11 protein-coding genes and 1 pseudogene are annotated in these 14,977 nt (G+C 55.1%); 5 read left to right on the forward strand and 7 right to left on the reverse strand.

Going from position 1 to position 14,977, the window contains the following annotated elements:
* A partial coding sequence (locus AC6F7T_RS02025; protein ID WP_500716302.1) for an FAD-linked oxidase C-terminal domain-containing protein occupies positions 1-1,338 on the forward strand: 1,338 nt, incomplete at its 5' end.
* 97 nt (positions 1,339-1,435) lie between these two features.
* The gene (locus AC6F7T_RS02030) at positions 1,436-2,692 is read left to right on the forward strand and encodes a heterodisulfide reductase-related iron-sulfur binding cluster (RefSeq protein ID WP_500716303.1); all 1,257 of its coding nucleotides are present in this window, start codon (positions 1,436-1,438) and stop codon (positions 2,690-2,692) included.
* 190 nt (positions 2,693-2,882) lie between these two features.
* Here AC6F7T_RS02030 and AC6F7T_RS02035 read toward each other — a convergent pair whose 3' ends face one another.
* From AC6F7T_RS02035 to miaA, 4 genes are all read right to left on the reverse strand, one after another.
* A complete protein-coding gene (locus AC6F7T_RS02035) occupies positions 2,883-4,667 on the reverse strand; it encodes an ATP-binding cassette domain-containing protein (protein ID WP_500716304.1) in 1,785 nt (594 codons plus the stop codon).
* A gap of 73 nt (positions 4,668-4,740) precedes the next feature.
* Positions 4,741-6,453, reverse strand: coding sequence for an FG-GAP-like repeat-containing protein (locus AC6F7T_RS02040; RefSeq protein WP_500716305.1), 1,713 nt, complete (start codon positions 6,451-6,453; stop codon positions 4,741-4,743).
* Positions 6,454-6,572: 119 nt separating this feature from the next.
* On the reverse strand, positions 6,573-7,826 hold the full coding sequence (locus AC6F7T_RS02045; RefSeq protein WP_500716306.1) for a glycosyltransferase family 2 protein: 1,254 nt from the start codon (positions 7,824-7,826) through the stop codon (positions 6,573-6,575).
* Entirely contained in the window at positions 7,827-8,738 is a 912-nt protein-coding gene (gene miaA / locus AC6F7T_RS02050; RefSeq protein ID WP_500716307.1) for a tRNA (adenosine(37)-N6)-dimethylallyltransferase MiaA, read from the reverse strand.
* A gap of 137 nt (positions 8,739-8,875) precedes the next feature.
* Here miaA and pcnB point away from each other — a divergent pair, with 137 nt between their 5' ends.
* Together pcnB and AC6F7T_RS02060 are read left to right on the forward strand one after the other, a co-directional pair.
* Entirely contained in the window at positions 8,876-10,126 is a 1,251-nt protein-coding gene (pcnB, locus tag AC6F7T_RS02055; protein ID WP_500716308.1) for a polynucleotide adenylyltransferase PcnB, read from the forward strand.
* A gap of 46 nt (positions 10,127-10,172) precedes the next feature.
* Positions 10,173-10,295 (forward strand): annotated as a pseudogene (locus AC6F7T_RS02060) (hypothetical protein); the annotation flags it as partial.
* A gap of 286 nt (positions 10,296-10,581) precedes the next feature.
* Here AC6F7T_RS02060 and AC6F7T_RS02065 read toward each other — a convergent pair.
* Complete coding sequence (locus AC6F7T_RS02065; protein WP_500716309.1) at positions 10,582-10,731, reverse strand: hypothetical protein; 150 nt, start codon at positions 10,729-10,731, stop codon at positions 10,582-10,584.
* A 208-nt stretch (positions 10,732-10,939) separates the two neighbouring features.
* Between AC6F7T_RS02065 and AC6F7T_RS02070 the strand changes: the two genes are divergently transcribed.
* Complete coding sequence (locus tag AC6F7T_RS02070) at positions 10,940-11,944, forward strand: hypothetical protein (RefSeq protein WP_500716310.1); 1,005 nt, start codon at positions 10,940-10,942, stop codon at positions 11,942-11,944.
* A gap of 76 nt (positions 11,945-12,020) precedes the next feature.
* Here AC6F7T_RS02070 and AC6F7T_RS02075 read toward each other — a convergent pair whose 3' ends face one another.
* Positions 12,021-13,073, reverse strand: a complete 1,053-nt coding sequence (locus AC6F7T_RS02075) for a sigma 54-interacting transcriptional regulator (RefSeq protein WP_500716311.1) — start codon at positions 13,071-13,073, stop codon at positions 12,021-12,023.
* Between the two features lie 645 nt (positions 13,074-13,718).
* The gene (locus AC6F7T_RS02080) at positions 13,719-14,744 is read right to left on the reverse strand and encodes an aminopeptidase (protein WP_500716312.1); all 1,026 of its coding nucleotides are present in this window, start codon (positions 14,742-14,744) and stop codon (positions 13,719-13,721) included.
* Positions 14,745-14,977: the final 233 nt, after the last annotated feature.

The raw sequence follows: 14,977 nt of genomic DNA on the forward strand, positions 1-14,977 counted from the left end.
CATGTCCTCACCGACAAGGCTTCGCTGATCTGTTACTCCTACGATGCCACCCAGCGCAAGTTTCTGCCGGCAGCGGTGGTTCACCCCGGCACCACGCAAGAGATCAGCCGGATCATGGCGCTGGCCACCCGGCACCATATCCCCATCTATCCTCGCGGCGCCGGTAGTGGCTTCAGCGGTGGCAGCCTGCCGACCCAATCGGACGGCATTGTCCTTGGCTTAACCCGCCTCAATCGTATCCTGGAGATCGACGAGGAAAACCTCGTCGCCACTGTCGAACCCGGGGTAGTCACCGAAGATTTCCAAAAAGCGGTGGAAAAAGTCGGTCTGTTCTACCCGCCCGATCCGGCATCGCTGAAAATGTCGACCCTCGGCGGCAACGTTGCCGAGTGTGCCGGCGGCCCGCGCTGTGTCAAGTACGGCGTTACCAAGGACTACATCATCGGCCTTGAGATCGTCACCCCGACCGGTGACATCATTACCACCGGTGGTCCCACCATGAAAGGGGTGGTCGGCTACGACCTGACCAAACTGATCTGCGGCAGCGAAGGCACCCTGGCGGTCATCACCAAGATCATCATCAAACTGCTGCCGTTACCGGAAGCCAAAAAAACCATGCTGGTGCTGTTCGACTCCATCGATGGCGCCGCCCAGGCGGTGTCAAACATCATCCGCGGCAAGATCATCCCGGCGACCCTGGAGTTCATGGACGGTCGCACCATCGACTGTGTCCGCGAAGCGACAAATCTGCAGGTTCCGCAAGCAGCGCGCGCCCTGCTGATCATTGAGGTCGACGGCGACCGCGAGTTTCTCGACAAGCAGGCACAGAAAATCGCCGCCATCATCAAACCCTTAGGGGTGGTGGAAACCCGGATCGCTGAAACCCCGGAAGAAAGTGAAGCCCTGTGGCAGATTCGCCGCTCGGTCTCGGCCTCACTGCGCCGCGTCAACCCGGACAAGTTCAACGAGGATATCTGCGTTCCACGCTCCAAAGTGCCGGAAATGATCCGCAAAATCGACAAGATCTCTGACAAGTACGGCATTCCTATCGTCAACTTTGGTCATGCCGGCGACGGCAACATTCATGTCAATATCATGATCGACAGCAAGATTCCCGGTGAACAAGAAAAAGCCGATGGGGCCATCGCCGATGTCTTTGCCGGGGCGTTGGAGCTTGGCGGGACCATGAGTGGTGAACACGGCGTCGGGATCATGAAGGCGCCTTTTGTCGGCATGGAGCTGGGCACGGCTGCCATCGACTACATGAAAACCATCAAAAAAGCCCTCGACCCCAACAACATCCTCAACCCGGGAAAAATCTTCCCGAGTGATGTTTAAAACCTGTTAGCCACCAAGGCACCAAGAACGCCAAGAGAAGCTAAGTTTTTTGATTTTATTGGTGAGCCTGGAGCCTTGGTGGCAGAAATTTAAGCTAATGGCCAAACTTAAAACCCTTGAAGATTATCGTGACGAGATCAAACATTGCGTTAAATGCGGTGGCTGTCGTGCCCATTGCCCGGCCTTTGGTGCTGAACGCCATGAAGGGCGAGTGGCGCGGGGGAAGATCGCGTTGGCGGATGCCTTGCTCGACGGCGAGGTTGATCTGGAGGAGCAGTTCCTTGTCGATATGTCCCAATGCCTGCTGTGCGGCAGTTGCTACTCCCAGTGCCCCAACAAAGTCCAGACCGAAGAGATTGTCGCCGCCACGCGGCGCGAGATCGCCCGACGCAAGGGATTGTCCAGCTTTGGTTTCGGTGTAGCAACGGTGCTTAAACACCCGAAACTGATGAATCTGCTGGCCAAAAGCGGTGGCAAACTGTCGCGCCTGTTATTCAAAAAAATCCCTGAGAGTAGCGGGCTACACCTGCGCTTTCCTGCCCCTTTCATCAGTGCCGACCGGACCTTGCCGCCGGTCACCGCTAAACCCTTACGTGAACGCTTTCCCGAAGTGATCCCCGGTAAAGAGGGCGCCCCGACCGTCCTGTTTTTTACCGGTTGCGGCATCAATTACATGTATCCGGAAAGCGGCGAAGCCTTGATCAAGGCGCTGAAGTTTCTCGGGGTAACCATTCTGATTCCCCAGGAGCAGGCCTGCTGTGGTCTGCCGGCGGTATCAGCCGGTGCCACTGACACGGTGGAAAGGTTGGCTTCCATCAACCTGGAGATGTTCAGCAAACACCGCTACGATACCATCGTTACCGCCTGTGCCTCCTGCCATTCGGGCTTGAGGCAGATTTATCCGGGGATGATTGGCGGTGAAGGGGAGTATCAGAAAAAAATCAAGGACATCTTCGTCTATCTGGTCGAGCAGGGGTTGCCGGAAAAACTGGCGCAACTGCCCAAGGCGGAAAAGCGCATCAAGGTCACCTACCACGATCCCTGTCACCTGCGTAATCACGGTATCACCAAGGAACCGCGGGCGATCCTCAAAGCCCTGCCCCAGGTCGATTTTGTCGAATTGCCAGGGGCGGGGAGCTGTTGCGGGCTGGGGGGAACCTACTCGGTCTATCACTATGATACCAGCAAAAAGATTGGTGCCAAAAAAGCGGCCCTGATCGAGGAAACCGGTGCCACGCTGGTAGCCACCGACTGCCCCGGCTGCATCATGCAACTGCAGGACAGCATCAATCACTCAGGCGGCAACCAACGCGCCCTGCATATCCTCGACCTGCTCGCTGAAGCGCTACCTTAAAAATTTAGCCACCAAGGCTCCAAGTTCTCCAAGAAAACCTTAGGGCTGAATTGCTGAAAGTTAAAAATCCGACGCTATGTTCTCAGGTCTTCAGATCCCCTTGGTGTTCTTGGTGCCTTGGTGGCAAAAAGATTGGCAACAATATGTTCAAATCAGCTATCAAACTCACCTGCACCTCTGCATTAAAGGTTTACTCCGGGATCTGCTCCAACTCCTGCCAGCGCCCGTAGGCTTTCTCCAGCGTTGCTTCCAACTCAGCCAGCCGCTGGTTCGTCGCGGTAACCGCCGCGCTGCCCCCCTGCTGGTACAGTGTCGGGTCGGCCATGCGCTGATGCAACTCTGCCTGTTCGGCTTCGAGGGTCTCGATGGTCAGGGGCAATTCTTCCAGTTCTTTTTTCTCTTTGAACGTCAGTTTGCGCTGTCGCTCTTTGCGCACCGGGGCAGCCGCTTTCGCTTTTTTTTCTGTACCAGGGGCCAGCACCGGTTGCTGCGCCAGCCAGTCATCATAACCACCGATGACCTCCTCAACCCTGCCGTTGCCGCTAAACACCAGGGAGCTGGTCACCAGGTTGTTGATAAAGCTGCGGTCGTGGCTGACCAACAGCACCGTCCCCTGATAATCAAGGAGTAATTCCTCAAGCAACTCGAGGGTTTCCATATCAAGATCGTTGGTCGGTTCATCGAGAATGAGCAGATTCGCCGGACGGGTGAACAGCTTGGCTAACAGCAAGCGATTTTTTTCCCCACCGGACAGGACCCGAACCGGCGTGCGCGCCCGCTCAGGGGTAAAAAGAAAATCCTGCAGGTAACCATAAATATGGCGCGGCTGGCCATTGATGATGACCTGATCGTGATCATCAGCGAGGTTCTGCTTGACACTGCGATCACCATCGAGCTGGTCACGCAATTGATCAAAATAGGCGATTTCCAGATTGGTTCCCAGGCGCAGGGTACCGGTCGTCGGCTGTAATTCGCCGGTCAGCAGCTTGAGTAGGGTGGTTTTACCACAGCCATTAGGCCCGAGCAGACCGATGCGATCACCGCGCATGATGCGCAAATCAAGATTCTTAATCAACGCCGGACTGTCGTCAAAGGCAAAACTCAAGCCCTGCGTTTCTACTACCAGGCGCCCGCTGCGCTGTGCTTCATCGATATTCAGGCGTACCTTGCCGATACGCTCACGCCGTTGGCGCCGCTCCTCGCGTAATTTCAGCAAATCGCGCACCCGTCCCATATTACGGGTACGGCGTGCCTTGATCCCCTTGCGGATCCATACCTCCTCTTCAGCCAGCTTCTGATCAAAACGCTCCCAGGCCCTTTCTTCGGCATGCAGAACATCCTGGCGGCGCTCCAGAAAGGTGTCGTAGTCGCAGCGATAGTCATGCAAGCGGCCACGATCAAGTTCAACAATCCGTGTTGCCAGACGGCGGGCAAAAGCGCGGTCGTGACTGACAAAAACCAGTGTCTTCCCGAGCCGCAGCAGCATCTCTTCGAGTTTGATAATCGCCTCGACATCAAGATGGTTGGTCGGTTCATCGAGCAGGATCAGGTCGGGTTCGAGAATCAGTGCTGCCGCCAGCAAGGTACGACGTTGCTGACCACCGGAAAGATCGGTTGGCGGTTCATCCAACATCAATTCCAAACGTCCGGCGAGTTGATCAATCCGCACCTGCAGGGTCAGCTCGTCAATCCCTTGTGCCTGACCAGATTGCAGCAGATAGTCACGCACCGTCCCCGGCCACCGGCTGGGAAAGTCCTGGGGAACGTAGGCGGTATGCACCCCCTGGCGGCGCTGGATCTCGCCTGCGTCAGCCGGAATGTCGCCGTTGAGCAGGCGCATCAACGACGATTTGCCGGCACCGTTACGCCCAAGCAGACAGATACGATCACCGGCCTCAATCTGCAAATTGACGCTATCGAGAAGTTTAGGACCACCGAAGGCCAGACTGACCTGATGGAGGGAGAGAATATTCATGGGGAGTGTCGCGGTCACCATAGCAAAGCAAAAAGAGATACGGCTGGATCAATCCAGCCGTAACTAATAGATGTTACTGTTGTAGTTTAAACACCATCAGGGCGGAATGACCACGCTGCAGGATGTTTTTTTCCTGGAAACGCATGGCGACAATCAGTTCCAGTTCACTATTGTCATCAATGTCGGCAACGATAAAGTCAGCGATATATCCTTTTTGCCGCGGGGTGCGCCAGCGCTCAATAAGCTGTAAACTGCTACCATCCCACTCATAGGCGACCAGTTGTCCATCGCTAAAGGTGCGCAACCCTTGCAGCAAACGTGACCCCTGATTCTGGATGGTCAAAATCTCACCCGAAGCCAGACGCACCAGACGCTTCTGCATGGCGACCGGCACACGCATTGTCGCCTCAGATTCCGGGCGGTTATAAAAACTGATATCCGAACCGCCAACGTAATCGCTGGAACGCCACAGGCGGTCATTGCTGCTGTTGACCAGTTGCAAACGATCATCGGCCGATAATGAAGCATAGAGGGTTTCACCATTGCCGGCGGTAATCGGCAGCATGCTGAACAGATTAATCCGCGCCGGCAAATCCAGATCAGCACCGCGCGACAGACGGTCGCCGGTACGCTCTATGCGGAATACCGGCGGCAAAAATGGCTCATCACTACGGCTCAGGCGCTGACCAAGGAGGACTGGTCCTTCACCCGGCAGATCGACCACCCGCATGAACCAGTTGACCATGGTGATAACCCGCTCGAAGCGCTCATTACGATATTCCACCACCTGGCTGCGCAGATCATTGTCAATGACGGCAGTGATATAGAGTTCGGCACGACCATCCTTGTTAAGATCGTGAGCATCAATCGCCAGCAGTCGCGTACCAGCCGGAAAACTGACGACGCCGACAGCGCTAAACTGGCCATCCTTCATCCGCATGATGCGCAGTTCATTTTCCAGGGCAATGGCAATCTCGCTACGCCCATCAGCGGTCAGGTCACCAACGGCCAACCCAACTGGATTCTCACCCAGCGGCGGGCTGATCCAGACACCATCGGACTGTTGTTGACGAGCAATCCCCGGTGCTTCCAGACGGGTATCGCCACGCGACAAGCCAACAGTGCCAAGCAGGGAATCAACACCGCGATTCAGCGCACTGCGCTCGGGACCAACAGGAGCAACCGGCTCGGTTTGACGAATGGCAGGTGTCATCGGTACCAACTCTTGCCCCGTGCTGTAACGGTAACTGCCGACAACCGCACCGGCCCGTCCGGTAACATTCAGACGCTCGTTCTGCAACTGAAAGGACAGTCCCGGGTCCGCGGTGTCAGGAGGTGTGGCAACCCACTCAAGATGACTCAGACTGCGTTTAAGTTCCTGCGCCAGGTTTTCCGGAACAGCGCCATCAATATAGGCCGGGATTCGTTCGAAACGCCGTACCTGATCCCCCGCCTGCAGGCTTAACTCCTTGGTCAGCAGATCCGCATAGGAATAACCGGACATGACACGGGAAACCACCAGAAAGCCGACGACGTGATCGATGCGACCGACAATATCACGGGTTTGCGGATGAACGATGGTTTCACCGGGAGACATGACCGAAAGGATATCTCCCGGGCGCAAATTCTGATTGATATCCAGATCCACCAGCCAGGAGTCACCTATGGCCATCAGCACAATTCCGTCGGCCGGGGCAAAATCCTCCAGCAGCTGATCTGGCAACTGAGCCAGAGCTAACGCCGGCACCAAAAACATCAATAAAGCGATACGATAAAGCAGCGTCATAAAGCAAACCTGTACTTGGAGATTAAGGTTAGTGAGTACGCAAACAAAAGAGGTATTCTGCCATCATTGGACTAACGGAGCCAAGCAAAACCTTGCGAATCTCGTCGTTAATCCCTGCATCAGTCCCTGTGCCTGCATACCCCCTGCAAAGCTTCCAGCAACGCCAGTTGCGCTGCGGCATCATGACAGCCTTCATAACCGCCCCACCCCAGCAATTCTGTCACCAGCAAGGCTGGGTCGTCAGCAGCTGCTGTCAGACGGGTGAGGAGTTGACGGGTGCGCAGAGCGTCAAACCAGTGATGAAAGGCACGCAGTCGTTGAGTGCTACTAGCGTGATTTCGCTGCAATCGCACCCAGGAGGTAGAAAAATCGCGCTCAACGAGAAAGGCGGCAAGCTCCCTTGAAATCTGCTGCGCCCGTTTCAGCAGGTCGTCAGCCGTACCATTGGGCTGCGCCGCAACCATCCTCAGCCACTCTTGCAGTTGGGCAAAGGCCTGTGCAGTAACCAGGCGGTAAGCGGGCCGCGTTCCCTGCCGAGACTGGGCGACGATGCGCCCGGTACCAAAAGGCACGCGCTCCGAACAACGCGAAGCCGGGTGCACCAGCGTTCCCTGTAAAGCTGCAACCCCGCCGACCTTGTTGAGCTGCTGGAGAAAATAGAAATCCTCACCGGCCAGCCGCCGGTTCATCCCGCCGGCGGCAATATAACCCTGCGCCCGACAGGCAAAGGCGCTGCCAATACTATGATAGGCATAGGGCGATCCGGCCGTTTCAAGCCCGAACCGGTAGCTGCGCAGATAGAGCTCATAAGCGCGGATAGCCTCTTCCTCGACCAGATCTGTTGCTGCCTGATGGCGAAAGGGCAGCACGGCACCAGGTTGTTGCGCTGTAGCAAAGTGGCGAAACAGTGCCGTGAGATAATCAGGATCAACCAGGGTATCGGCATCAAGGGAAATCAAAAAGGGGCCGTTGTTCCAGTTAAGCCGCTCCAATGCCGCATCAAAGCCGATCTTGCGGGCCAGTCCGACCCCCTGCCCGGGCGGCAGCTCAAAAGCGGTGCTGGCGGCATCGATCCAGTTCAACTGCAGCGGTGAGCAGGGTTGGGATGCCAACCAGGACAGGGTCCTCTCGTTGTTACGCCGCAGGGTTGCCGACACATCCTGGCGCTGATTAACCACCACGATCACCAGGGTGCGCTTGAGCAGATCAGGATCGTTGGTTGCGAGGGATTGGAGGGTCGCCGGCAGGCTATCCGCTTCTGCCAGTGCCGGAATCACAAGCGCAGCATCTACGGTTGACGTACTGCTGCCGGCCAACCGCCAGGGAGCCAGGGCAGCACGATTATCGAGGTATTTTTTCAGCTGGCGCTGCATTTAAAGGTCGATCCGGTACTGTTGAACATAAGAACAGAGCTGAGCGAAGGGATTTTTTTGCGCATCAAGCGAGATGATCTGCACCCCGTGCTTTTCCATCCGCCGGAAGAAGGTTTCCTGACGCTTGGCAAACTGACCAATGGCGACGGCAAGTTGCTGAACCATTTCGCTACGGCGCAATTTCCCCTGAAGGTAATGCGCGATATAACGATATTCAAGGCCGTAGAATTCCAGTTGCTCCCAGCTGACGCCAGCAGTATAAAGCCCCTCAACTTCCGCGATCATCCCCTGCTCCAGGCGCTCATTCAGCCGCACCGCAATGCGGCGGCGCTGAACCACACGCGGCCAGCGCAAGCCGAACACCAGCGGCCGCCAGACGAAGGGTTCGGCTGGTGCTGCGGTGGTTTCGCCAAGGGCAATTTCATAAGCGCGCACCAGACGGTCACGATCATCAAGGTCGGTGCGGTTGTGCTGCCGGGGCTTCAATTCCAGCAAGCGCTGACGCAACTGTTCATCACTTAAGCTTGCCACTTGTTCACGCAGTTGCGGATTCTCCGCTACCTCAACCAGATGATAGCCCTTCAGCACCGCATCAAGATAGAGGCCGGTACCGCCGCAAATAATCGGTAAGGCGCGCCGCTGACGGATCGTGGTTATTGCCGCGTAGCAATCGCGCTGAAACTGAAAGAGGTTGTATTCACTGCCGGCCTCTGCAATATCAATCAGGTGATAGGGAATTTCTCCATATTCAGCAAGATCTTTGCCGGTTCCCAGGTCCATTCCACGATAGACCTGGCGTGAATCGGCGGAAATTATCTCACCACCGAAATGTCGTGCCGCTGCCACTGCCAGGGCGGTTTTACCGCCGGCAGTCGCGCCCAATATAACCAGTGCATCCAAAGTTTTTATCACAGTTGCTCACCAATAGGTCCGATAATTGCGGCAGGCTAATAAAAAGACTGCCGTTTTTCCAATCAAAACGGTTTTTTTTCACTGATTGAATTGCTATAGTCCGCCTGACTCTAACCAGCTCTTATCAGCGGACTGACATGAATCCTGACCTGCCCATTATTCTCCAACGCGACCAGCATCCGATCTCACGCCAGCAGATCGATGAAGATTGCCTGAAGGTGCTTTACCGATTGCACCGGAACGGTTTCAAAAGCTATCTGGTGGGTGGCAGCGTACGTGATCTGCTGCTCGGGCGCACGCCCAAAGATTTTGACATCGGCACCGATGCCACTCCCAACCAGATTAAACGCCTGTTCCGTAACTGTTTTCTCGTCGGACGCCGTTTTCGCCTCGCCCATATCCGCTTTGCCGGCAACAAGCTGATCGAGGTCGCCACCTTTCGCCGCGAGGTCTCCCCGGAAGAACTTCCCGACGATCCCGGCGATCATCTGCATTTTGTCCAGAACCTTTTTGGCAGCCCGTGCGAGGATGCCTATCGTCGCGATTTTACCATCAACGCCCTGTTCTATAATATCGCTGATTTCAGCGTCGTCGATCATATTGGCGGCCTTGCTGATCTTAAGCAACGGCTGATTCGCGTCATCGGTGATCCGCTGGTGCGCTTTGTCGAAGATCCGGTGCGCATGTTACGCGCCATCGAATTTGCTGCCCGTCTCGATTTCAACCTGTGCGACAACATTATCCCAGCCATCGAAGAACACCGGGAACTGCTGGCCACAGCTGCACCGGCACGGGTGCGCGAAGAGGTCATGGCGCTATTCCGTTACGGCATCGCTGCTCCGGTATTACGCCACTGCCGGGAGCTTGGCATGCTTCCGCATCTGCTCGCCGGTTACCCGGGTACCGACGAAGGAATCGCCATGCTGGCGCAGGTCGACGCACGCACGCGCTGCGGCACGGCCATCGATGAAAGCTTTGCTCTTGCGGCACTCTATCTGCGCCTGTTTATGGACAGTTGCCCGCCGGAGCGCGGCACCGCCATTACAACCGCCGTACAATCCGCCAACGATATTCTGACACCCCACTGCCGTTATTTCAGCATCGCCGCCGGCATCCGTATCCAGGCGCGCGACCTGCTCCTCGGCTGTTTTCGGCTGGTCCGTGGCCGCGGCCAGCGTGGCGAACAGAAATTTTTGCGCCACCCCGCCACCGCCAACGCGATGGAGCTCTTTACTCTCTGGACTGAGGTTCGACCCGATCTCCGGCCGCTGTTGCAGGAATGGCATCCAGCTATCAACGGCGCTGATTCGCCGTCTAAGCTCCCGCTTCGCCGCAAACGCCGGCGGCGAAAAAAGAAGCCCGCTATAACACCGCTGAAAAACTCTTAAGCAGCGCAGAGATACCAATGTATGACGCGGCGATGATGACGGTACCGGCATTATCGTCGTCCGTGTTAATTCAACCGGGTTCGGCCTCGTGGTTAATAAAGTCAGCGAGGTTGTCGACATTCCGGGGAAAAAAATAAAACCGGCGCTCTATCACAAGGGCAATTTGTAAATGAAACAAAAATTCCGGGTATTGATTGTTGACTATACGCAGCTCTGACCCGGCCGGTCCCTCCATCCCCGAGCAATAACTATTCGTTCAGGACGTCAATTTGAATCGTAACTATTCAGCACTATCCTTGCGCAGGGCCTTTGGCTCCTGTGGCAAGGGTGTTTGTCGCCATGGACGGCGACAACAAGCGGTCATGGATGACCCAACGGGAAACAATCGCGTCCCTTGTCATAGGATCCGAAGATCCAGTGCTGAACAGTTACTGTGAATTTTGCTAAAACTAATATCAGCAACAACCGATGAGACCTTCAACTGCATGATCTGCATCGATAGCGCCGCTCAGCCGACCTTTGAATCCGGCAAACAGGCGATCGGTTGTCATGCCCCGACCATGATCAACCTGACCGGTAGTCTTGCTGCCATGGTAGTTAGCCACTGCCCCGGTGCCGGCGGTCTTGCAGGGCAGTCCCAGATCATCCCCGCTCCTGAAAAGCCGTCAGCGGGTTGTCGTACATTTTACCACCAGCCAGGGTCAGCTTTTTTGTTGAGCTGCAGTTTCAGCTCACCTGGCCTTGGGCTCCTCTTCGCAACGCGAGGTTATTTTGAAGCAAAGGGCACTCATAGATGCAGTCTGTCAAGCCGGAATGCACACCCTGACGGGCGAAATCGGCGCCCTGCTCGGCCAAACTCTCAGGTGCAGTGACACCCAACTGGTAATGACGACCAAAGAGGAACTTTTCTCTTCTCATTGCGTGAACAAGGCGATCCTGACCCGAATGAAGGTCAGTGGTGATAAAAAAGGGGTGGGGTATTTATTGACCCAGGTTCCCGATGCAATTGCCATGGGTGGCACCCTGATTATGCTTCCGGATGACCAGATTGCCGTAAAAATGCAAAAAGGAGAGTTTGACGGGGAAGTTTCCGCTGCTTATGGAGAGATCGCAAATATTCTGGCCGGCAGCTTAACCCGGGTTTTTCTCGATGGATACCCGCAGCAGCTGCGCTTTGTCCGCACCGAAAGTCAGACCATTGTTCCAACCCAGATTGACTCCTCTTCCAATCAGCCGTTTGCCGCAGGCAGCTATTACCTGGCGTCCTTTACCATTGGCATGGACAGCTACGAGCTTCACCGCCTGTTACTGGTCTTTCCGGCGGAACTTTTTGATCTGGATGCCCCGGCTGCTGACGCCTGGGGGAACCCGACAGTAGCCACCGGCACTGATCAAACATCGCCGGCCGCTTCTGCAACAACGACAACAGCTGAAACTGCACCGACCGGTCCACCGATTGTACTGATTTTAAGCGATCAGCAAGGTGCCGCCGAGACCTTTGTCGAGATTCTCGCCTCGGCATCCTACGACTGTCGGGTAGCGAGCTTTCAGGATGATATCAAGGGGCTGCTGCAACAGTATCAGGTTCTGGGAATTTTCCTGGTGATGGCGCAGATAGGTGAAAAGGGGTTCGCCGCAGCGATCAAACTTCAATCAGCCAACCGCACCCTGCCACCGCTGATTTTTGCCGGAAAAGAGTGGACCCGTTCAGCCGTGCTGCGGGCGATCAAATATGGCGCCAGGGATATTCTGGTGATCCCGGCCACCACCAACGAGATTCAGAACACGGTATCCAGGCACTTCCAGAAAGTCAGCTAGTGTCCGTCCGGAAACGGCTCCTTTTCGAATCAGAAACTTGCGTCCGGTTCATTCAGGGTTTCCGAATGGCCACAAGTTAGACCGGCAGGTTTTTCTTTTTGATTTTTTCGATCAGGGTGGTGCGCTTGAGTTTCAGCAGCCGCGCCGCCTCCTTTTTGTTGCCACCACTACGGGAGACCGCCTCGAGAATCAGTCGATCCTCAAAATCACTGATCAGCGCATTAAAATCCACACCATTGTCACTCCAGTGAATATCCGTCGGCCCCGCCATGAGGTGATCGGTACCAGCTACTCTCCCGGCATCGCTTGCTGATGAGGCGATTGCGAGGCCTTCAAGCACAGCAGCAGCATCGTCACAGCGGTATTTGTCGGGTAATTCTTTCATACTGATGCGCTTGCCGCGATGCAGTATCACCAGACGCTGAATCAGATTTTCCAGCTCACGCACATTGCCGGGCCAGTCAAAGGCCATCAGGCTCTGCAGCGCCTGTGGATCAAAGGTGGTGCGCCGGTCACTTTTACGACGGGTAAAACGATCAATAAAACGCTCAATCAACAGAGCAATATCGACACGCCGTTCACGCAGAGGGGGCGCAACAATCGGAATAACCGCCAGCCGATAGTAGAGATCCTCGCGAAAACGCCCCGATGCGACCAGATTATCCAGGTTCTGATGGGTGGCGGCGATTACCCGCACATCAACCTTGGTTGGCCGCACCCCCCCCACTTGCTCCACCTCCCGTTCCTGCAGCACGCGCAACAACTTGGCCTGCAGGGTGGATTTCATGTCACCGATCTCATCAAGAAAAAGAGTTCCACCATCGGCATGCTGAACCCGGCCGATCTTGGACTGCATGGCGCCGGTAAAAGCACCTTTGACATACCCGAACAGCTCGCTTTCCAGCAGCTCATCGGGGATAGCAGCACAGTTCACCGGCACAAAATGCCCCGCCTTGCGTGGGCTGTTATCATGAATAGCGCGGGCGATCAGTTCTTTTCCCGTACCACTCTCCCCCTGAATGAGAACCGTACTGCTCCCCTCTTCGGCAACGCAGGTAATCAGATCAAACAATTCGAGCATCTGCGGCGAATGGCCGATCATTCCGTTGAAATCATCATCTGTTCCCATAGGTAGTGTCCCATTCAGTGGCTATTAAGCCTTGATGGCGGCGCAAAAACGCACCAACTGCTGCGCCAGTCTGAAAACAGTCGCCATCGTCTCACTGCTTCGAGGTACGTTATTGCTTCGGCAACAAAACAGTTAAAAGTTGAACTCACATCCTCATTCCCGCGAAAGCGGGAATCCAGTGAGTTTTTAGGCTGTTAAAGAATGATGCTCTCGCAAAAAGTATCCGGTTAGCCGGCTAAGCAAAAAGCGCCAAATGCAAGGCGCGCGTTTGTTGAGCAATGAGGCGTACTTACGTACGTCGAAGCAGCGAAATAAACGCAGCAACGCGGCAGTTGGTGAGTTTTTGCGACGCCATCAAAGAATGGATCCCCGACTAAAGTACGCGAGGATGACAGGTTATTTACTCACCGCAGTAATAGCTCACCAACCTGATGCTTTTGGCGAAAGCATCAGGCCTTGCAGGGTCAATAAACATCGGTGCCTGACATCTTTTCATTGTCCCTACCAATAGCTGAATATAATGATTCGCTGATAATGTGTCAATATTTAGACACATTTTTATGAAAAGTCGATAGAGTCAACACAAGATAGAATTTGCTGCTGGATTTTTGACATCAATGGGTCAATGGAACGGCACCAGCACTGTCAATCGTTTTCGTTCAGTAGGGTTTGCAGTATCGCATCGCGCTGTGTCGGCGCTAAAGCCGCAAGCTCTGCTGCCTTCTGGTAAAATGACGGCAGGTCTTGAGCAGATTGTTCGAGCAGGGCAAAAAAAGCCGGCACATAAGTGTGATAGGTTGCCACCAGGGCAAAATGAGAATTATTCAGCGGTCGCGCCACCCAACCATCAAAACGCCCATCCCCGTCCCACTGTTGTTTTAAGGTCGCGTAGCGCTGGTGAAATTCAGTTAAAAGCTGATTCTTGGTCGCAAGCTGGATATCTTCTGCAAGATCACTTTGGTACAAATTCTCGAGTTCCTGACGGGTTTGCAACACCAGCTCGATAAAGTCCTGCCGGCGCGAGCGGTACTGGCGATAGGCAGTGATCTGGTCCTCTTGCCGGCGCGACAGTAACCAGCGCTCAACACCAACCTGCTCCACCATCTGGGCGAAGGATTCATTAAACGCCCCGTCGTTTTTGCCATTACCCTTAATGTATAGCTGCTGATGGGCCAACTCATGAAAAATCAACCCGGCCAGCTGCGCTTCCGGGTAATGGACAAAGGTATTGAGCACCGGATCATCGAACCAGTTCAAGGTCGAATAGGCAGCCACGCCATAGACATGAACATCATATCCCTGTCCTTCCAGACCCTGGGCAAACCGCTGGGCCGCCCCTTGATCAAAATAGCCACGGTAGGGCACGCAGCCGGCCACGGGAAAACACCAGGTAAGCGGGTCAACTGACAGGGATGGGGCAGCGACGACATTCCAGACCGCATAGGGGCGCTTAAGGTCAGCATAGGTTCGGTAGCTGCGATTGTCAGGCAACAACAATTCGGTGCCGGCAAAATCGCGGATCTCCTGCACCAGCTCCAGGCGCTGTTTCAATTCAGCGGGTGTTTGCTCAGCAGCGATCAGTTCCTGAATATCGCGACGTTGGGCCAGCAGGTGCCATTGACCGAGCACCGCCTGGCGATAATAGTTGATTTCCCCGCAACCGATCAGCATTAAGCACAAGAGTGCAACAAGGCACCACAGTGGCCACCTGTGGCCGGCGGATGTCTTTTGTAAGTGCCTCAGTTCGCATTTTTTTGCCATTGCCGGCCCGTAATCATCAGTCCACAAAACTACATCATCAACAATAAACTCAAGGCCATCACCACCATGCCGGCGACCAGCCCGATCAAACTGTCATGCCCTTTGCCATAAGCCCGGCTGGTAGGCAGCAACTCATCGAGACT

Source organism: Pelovirga sp. (assembly GCF_059864205.1).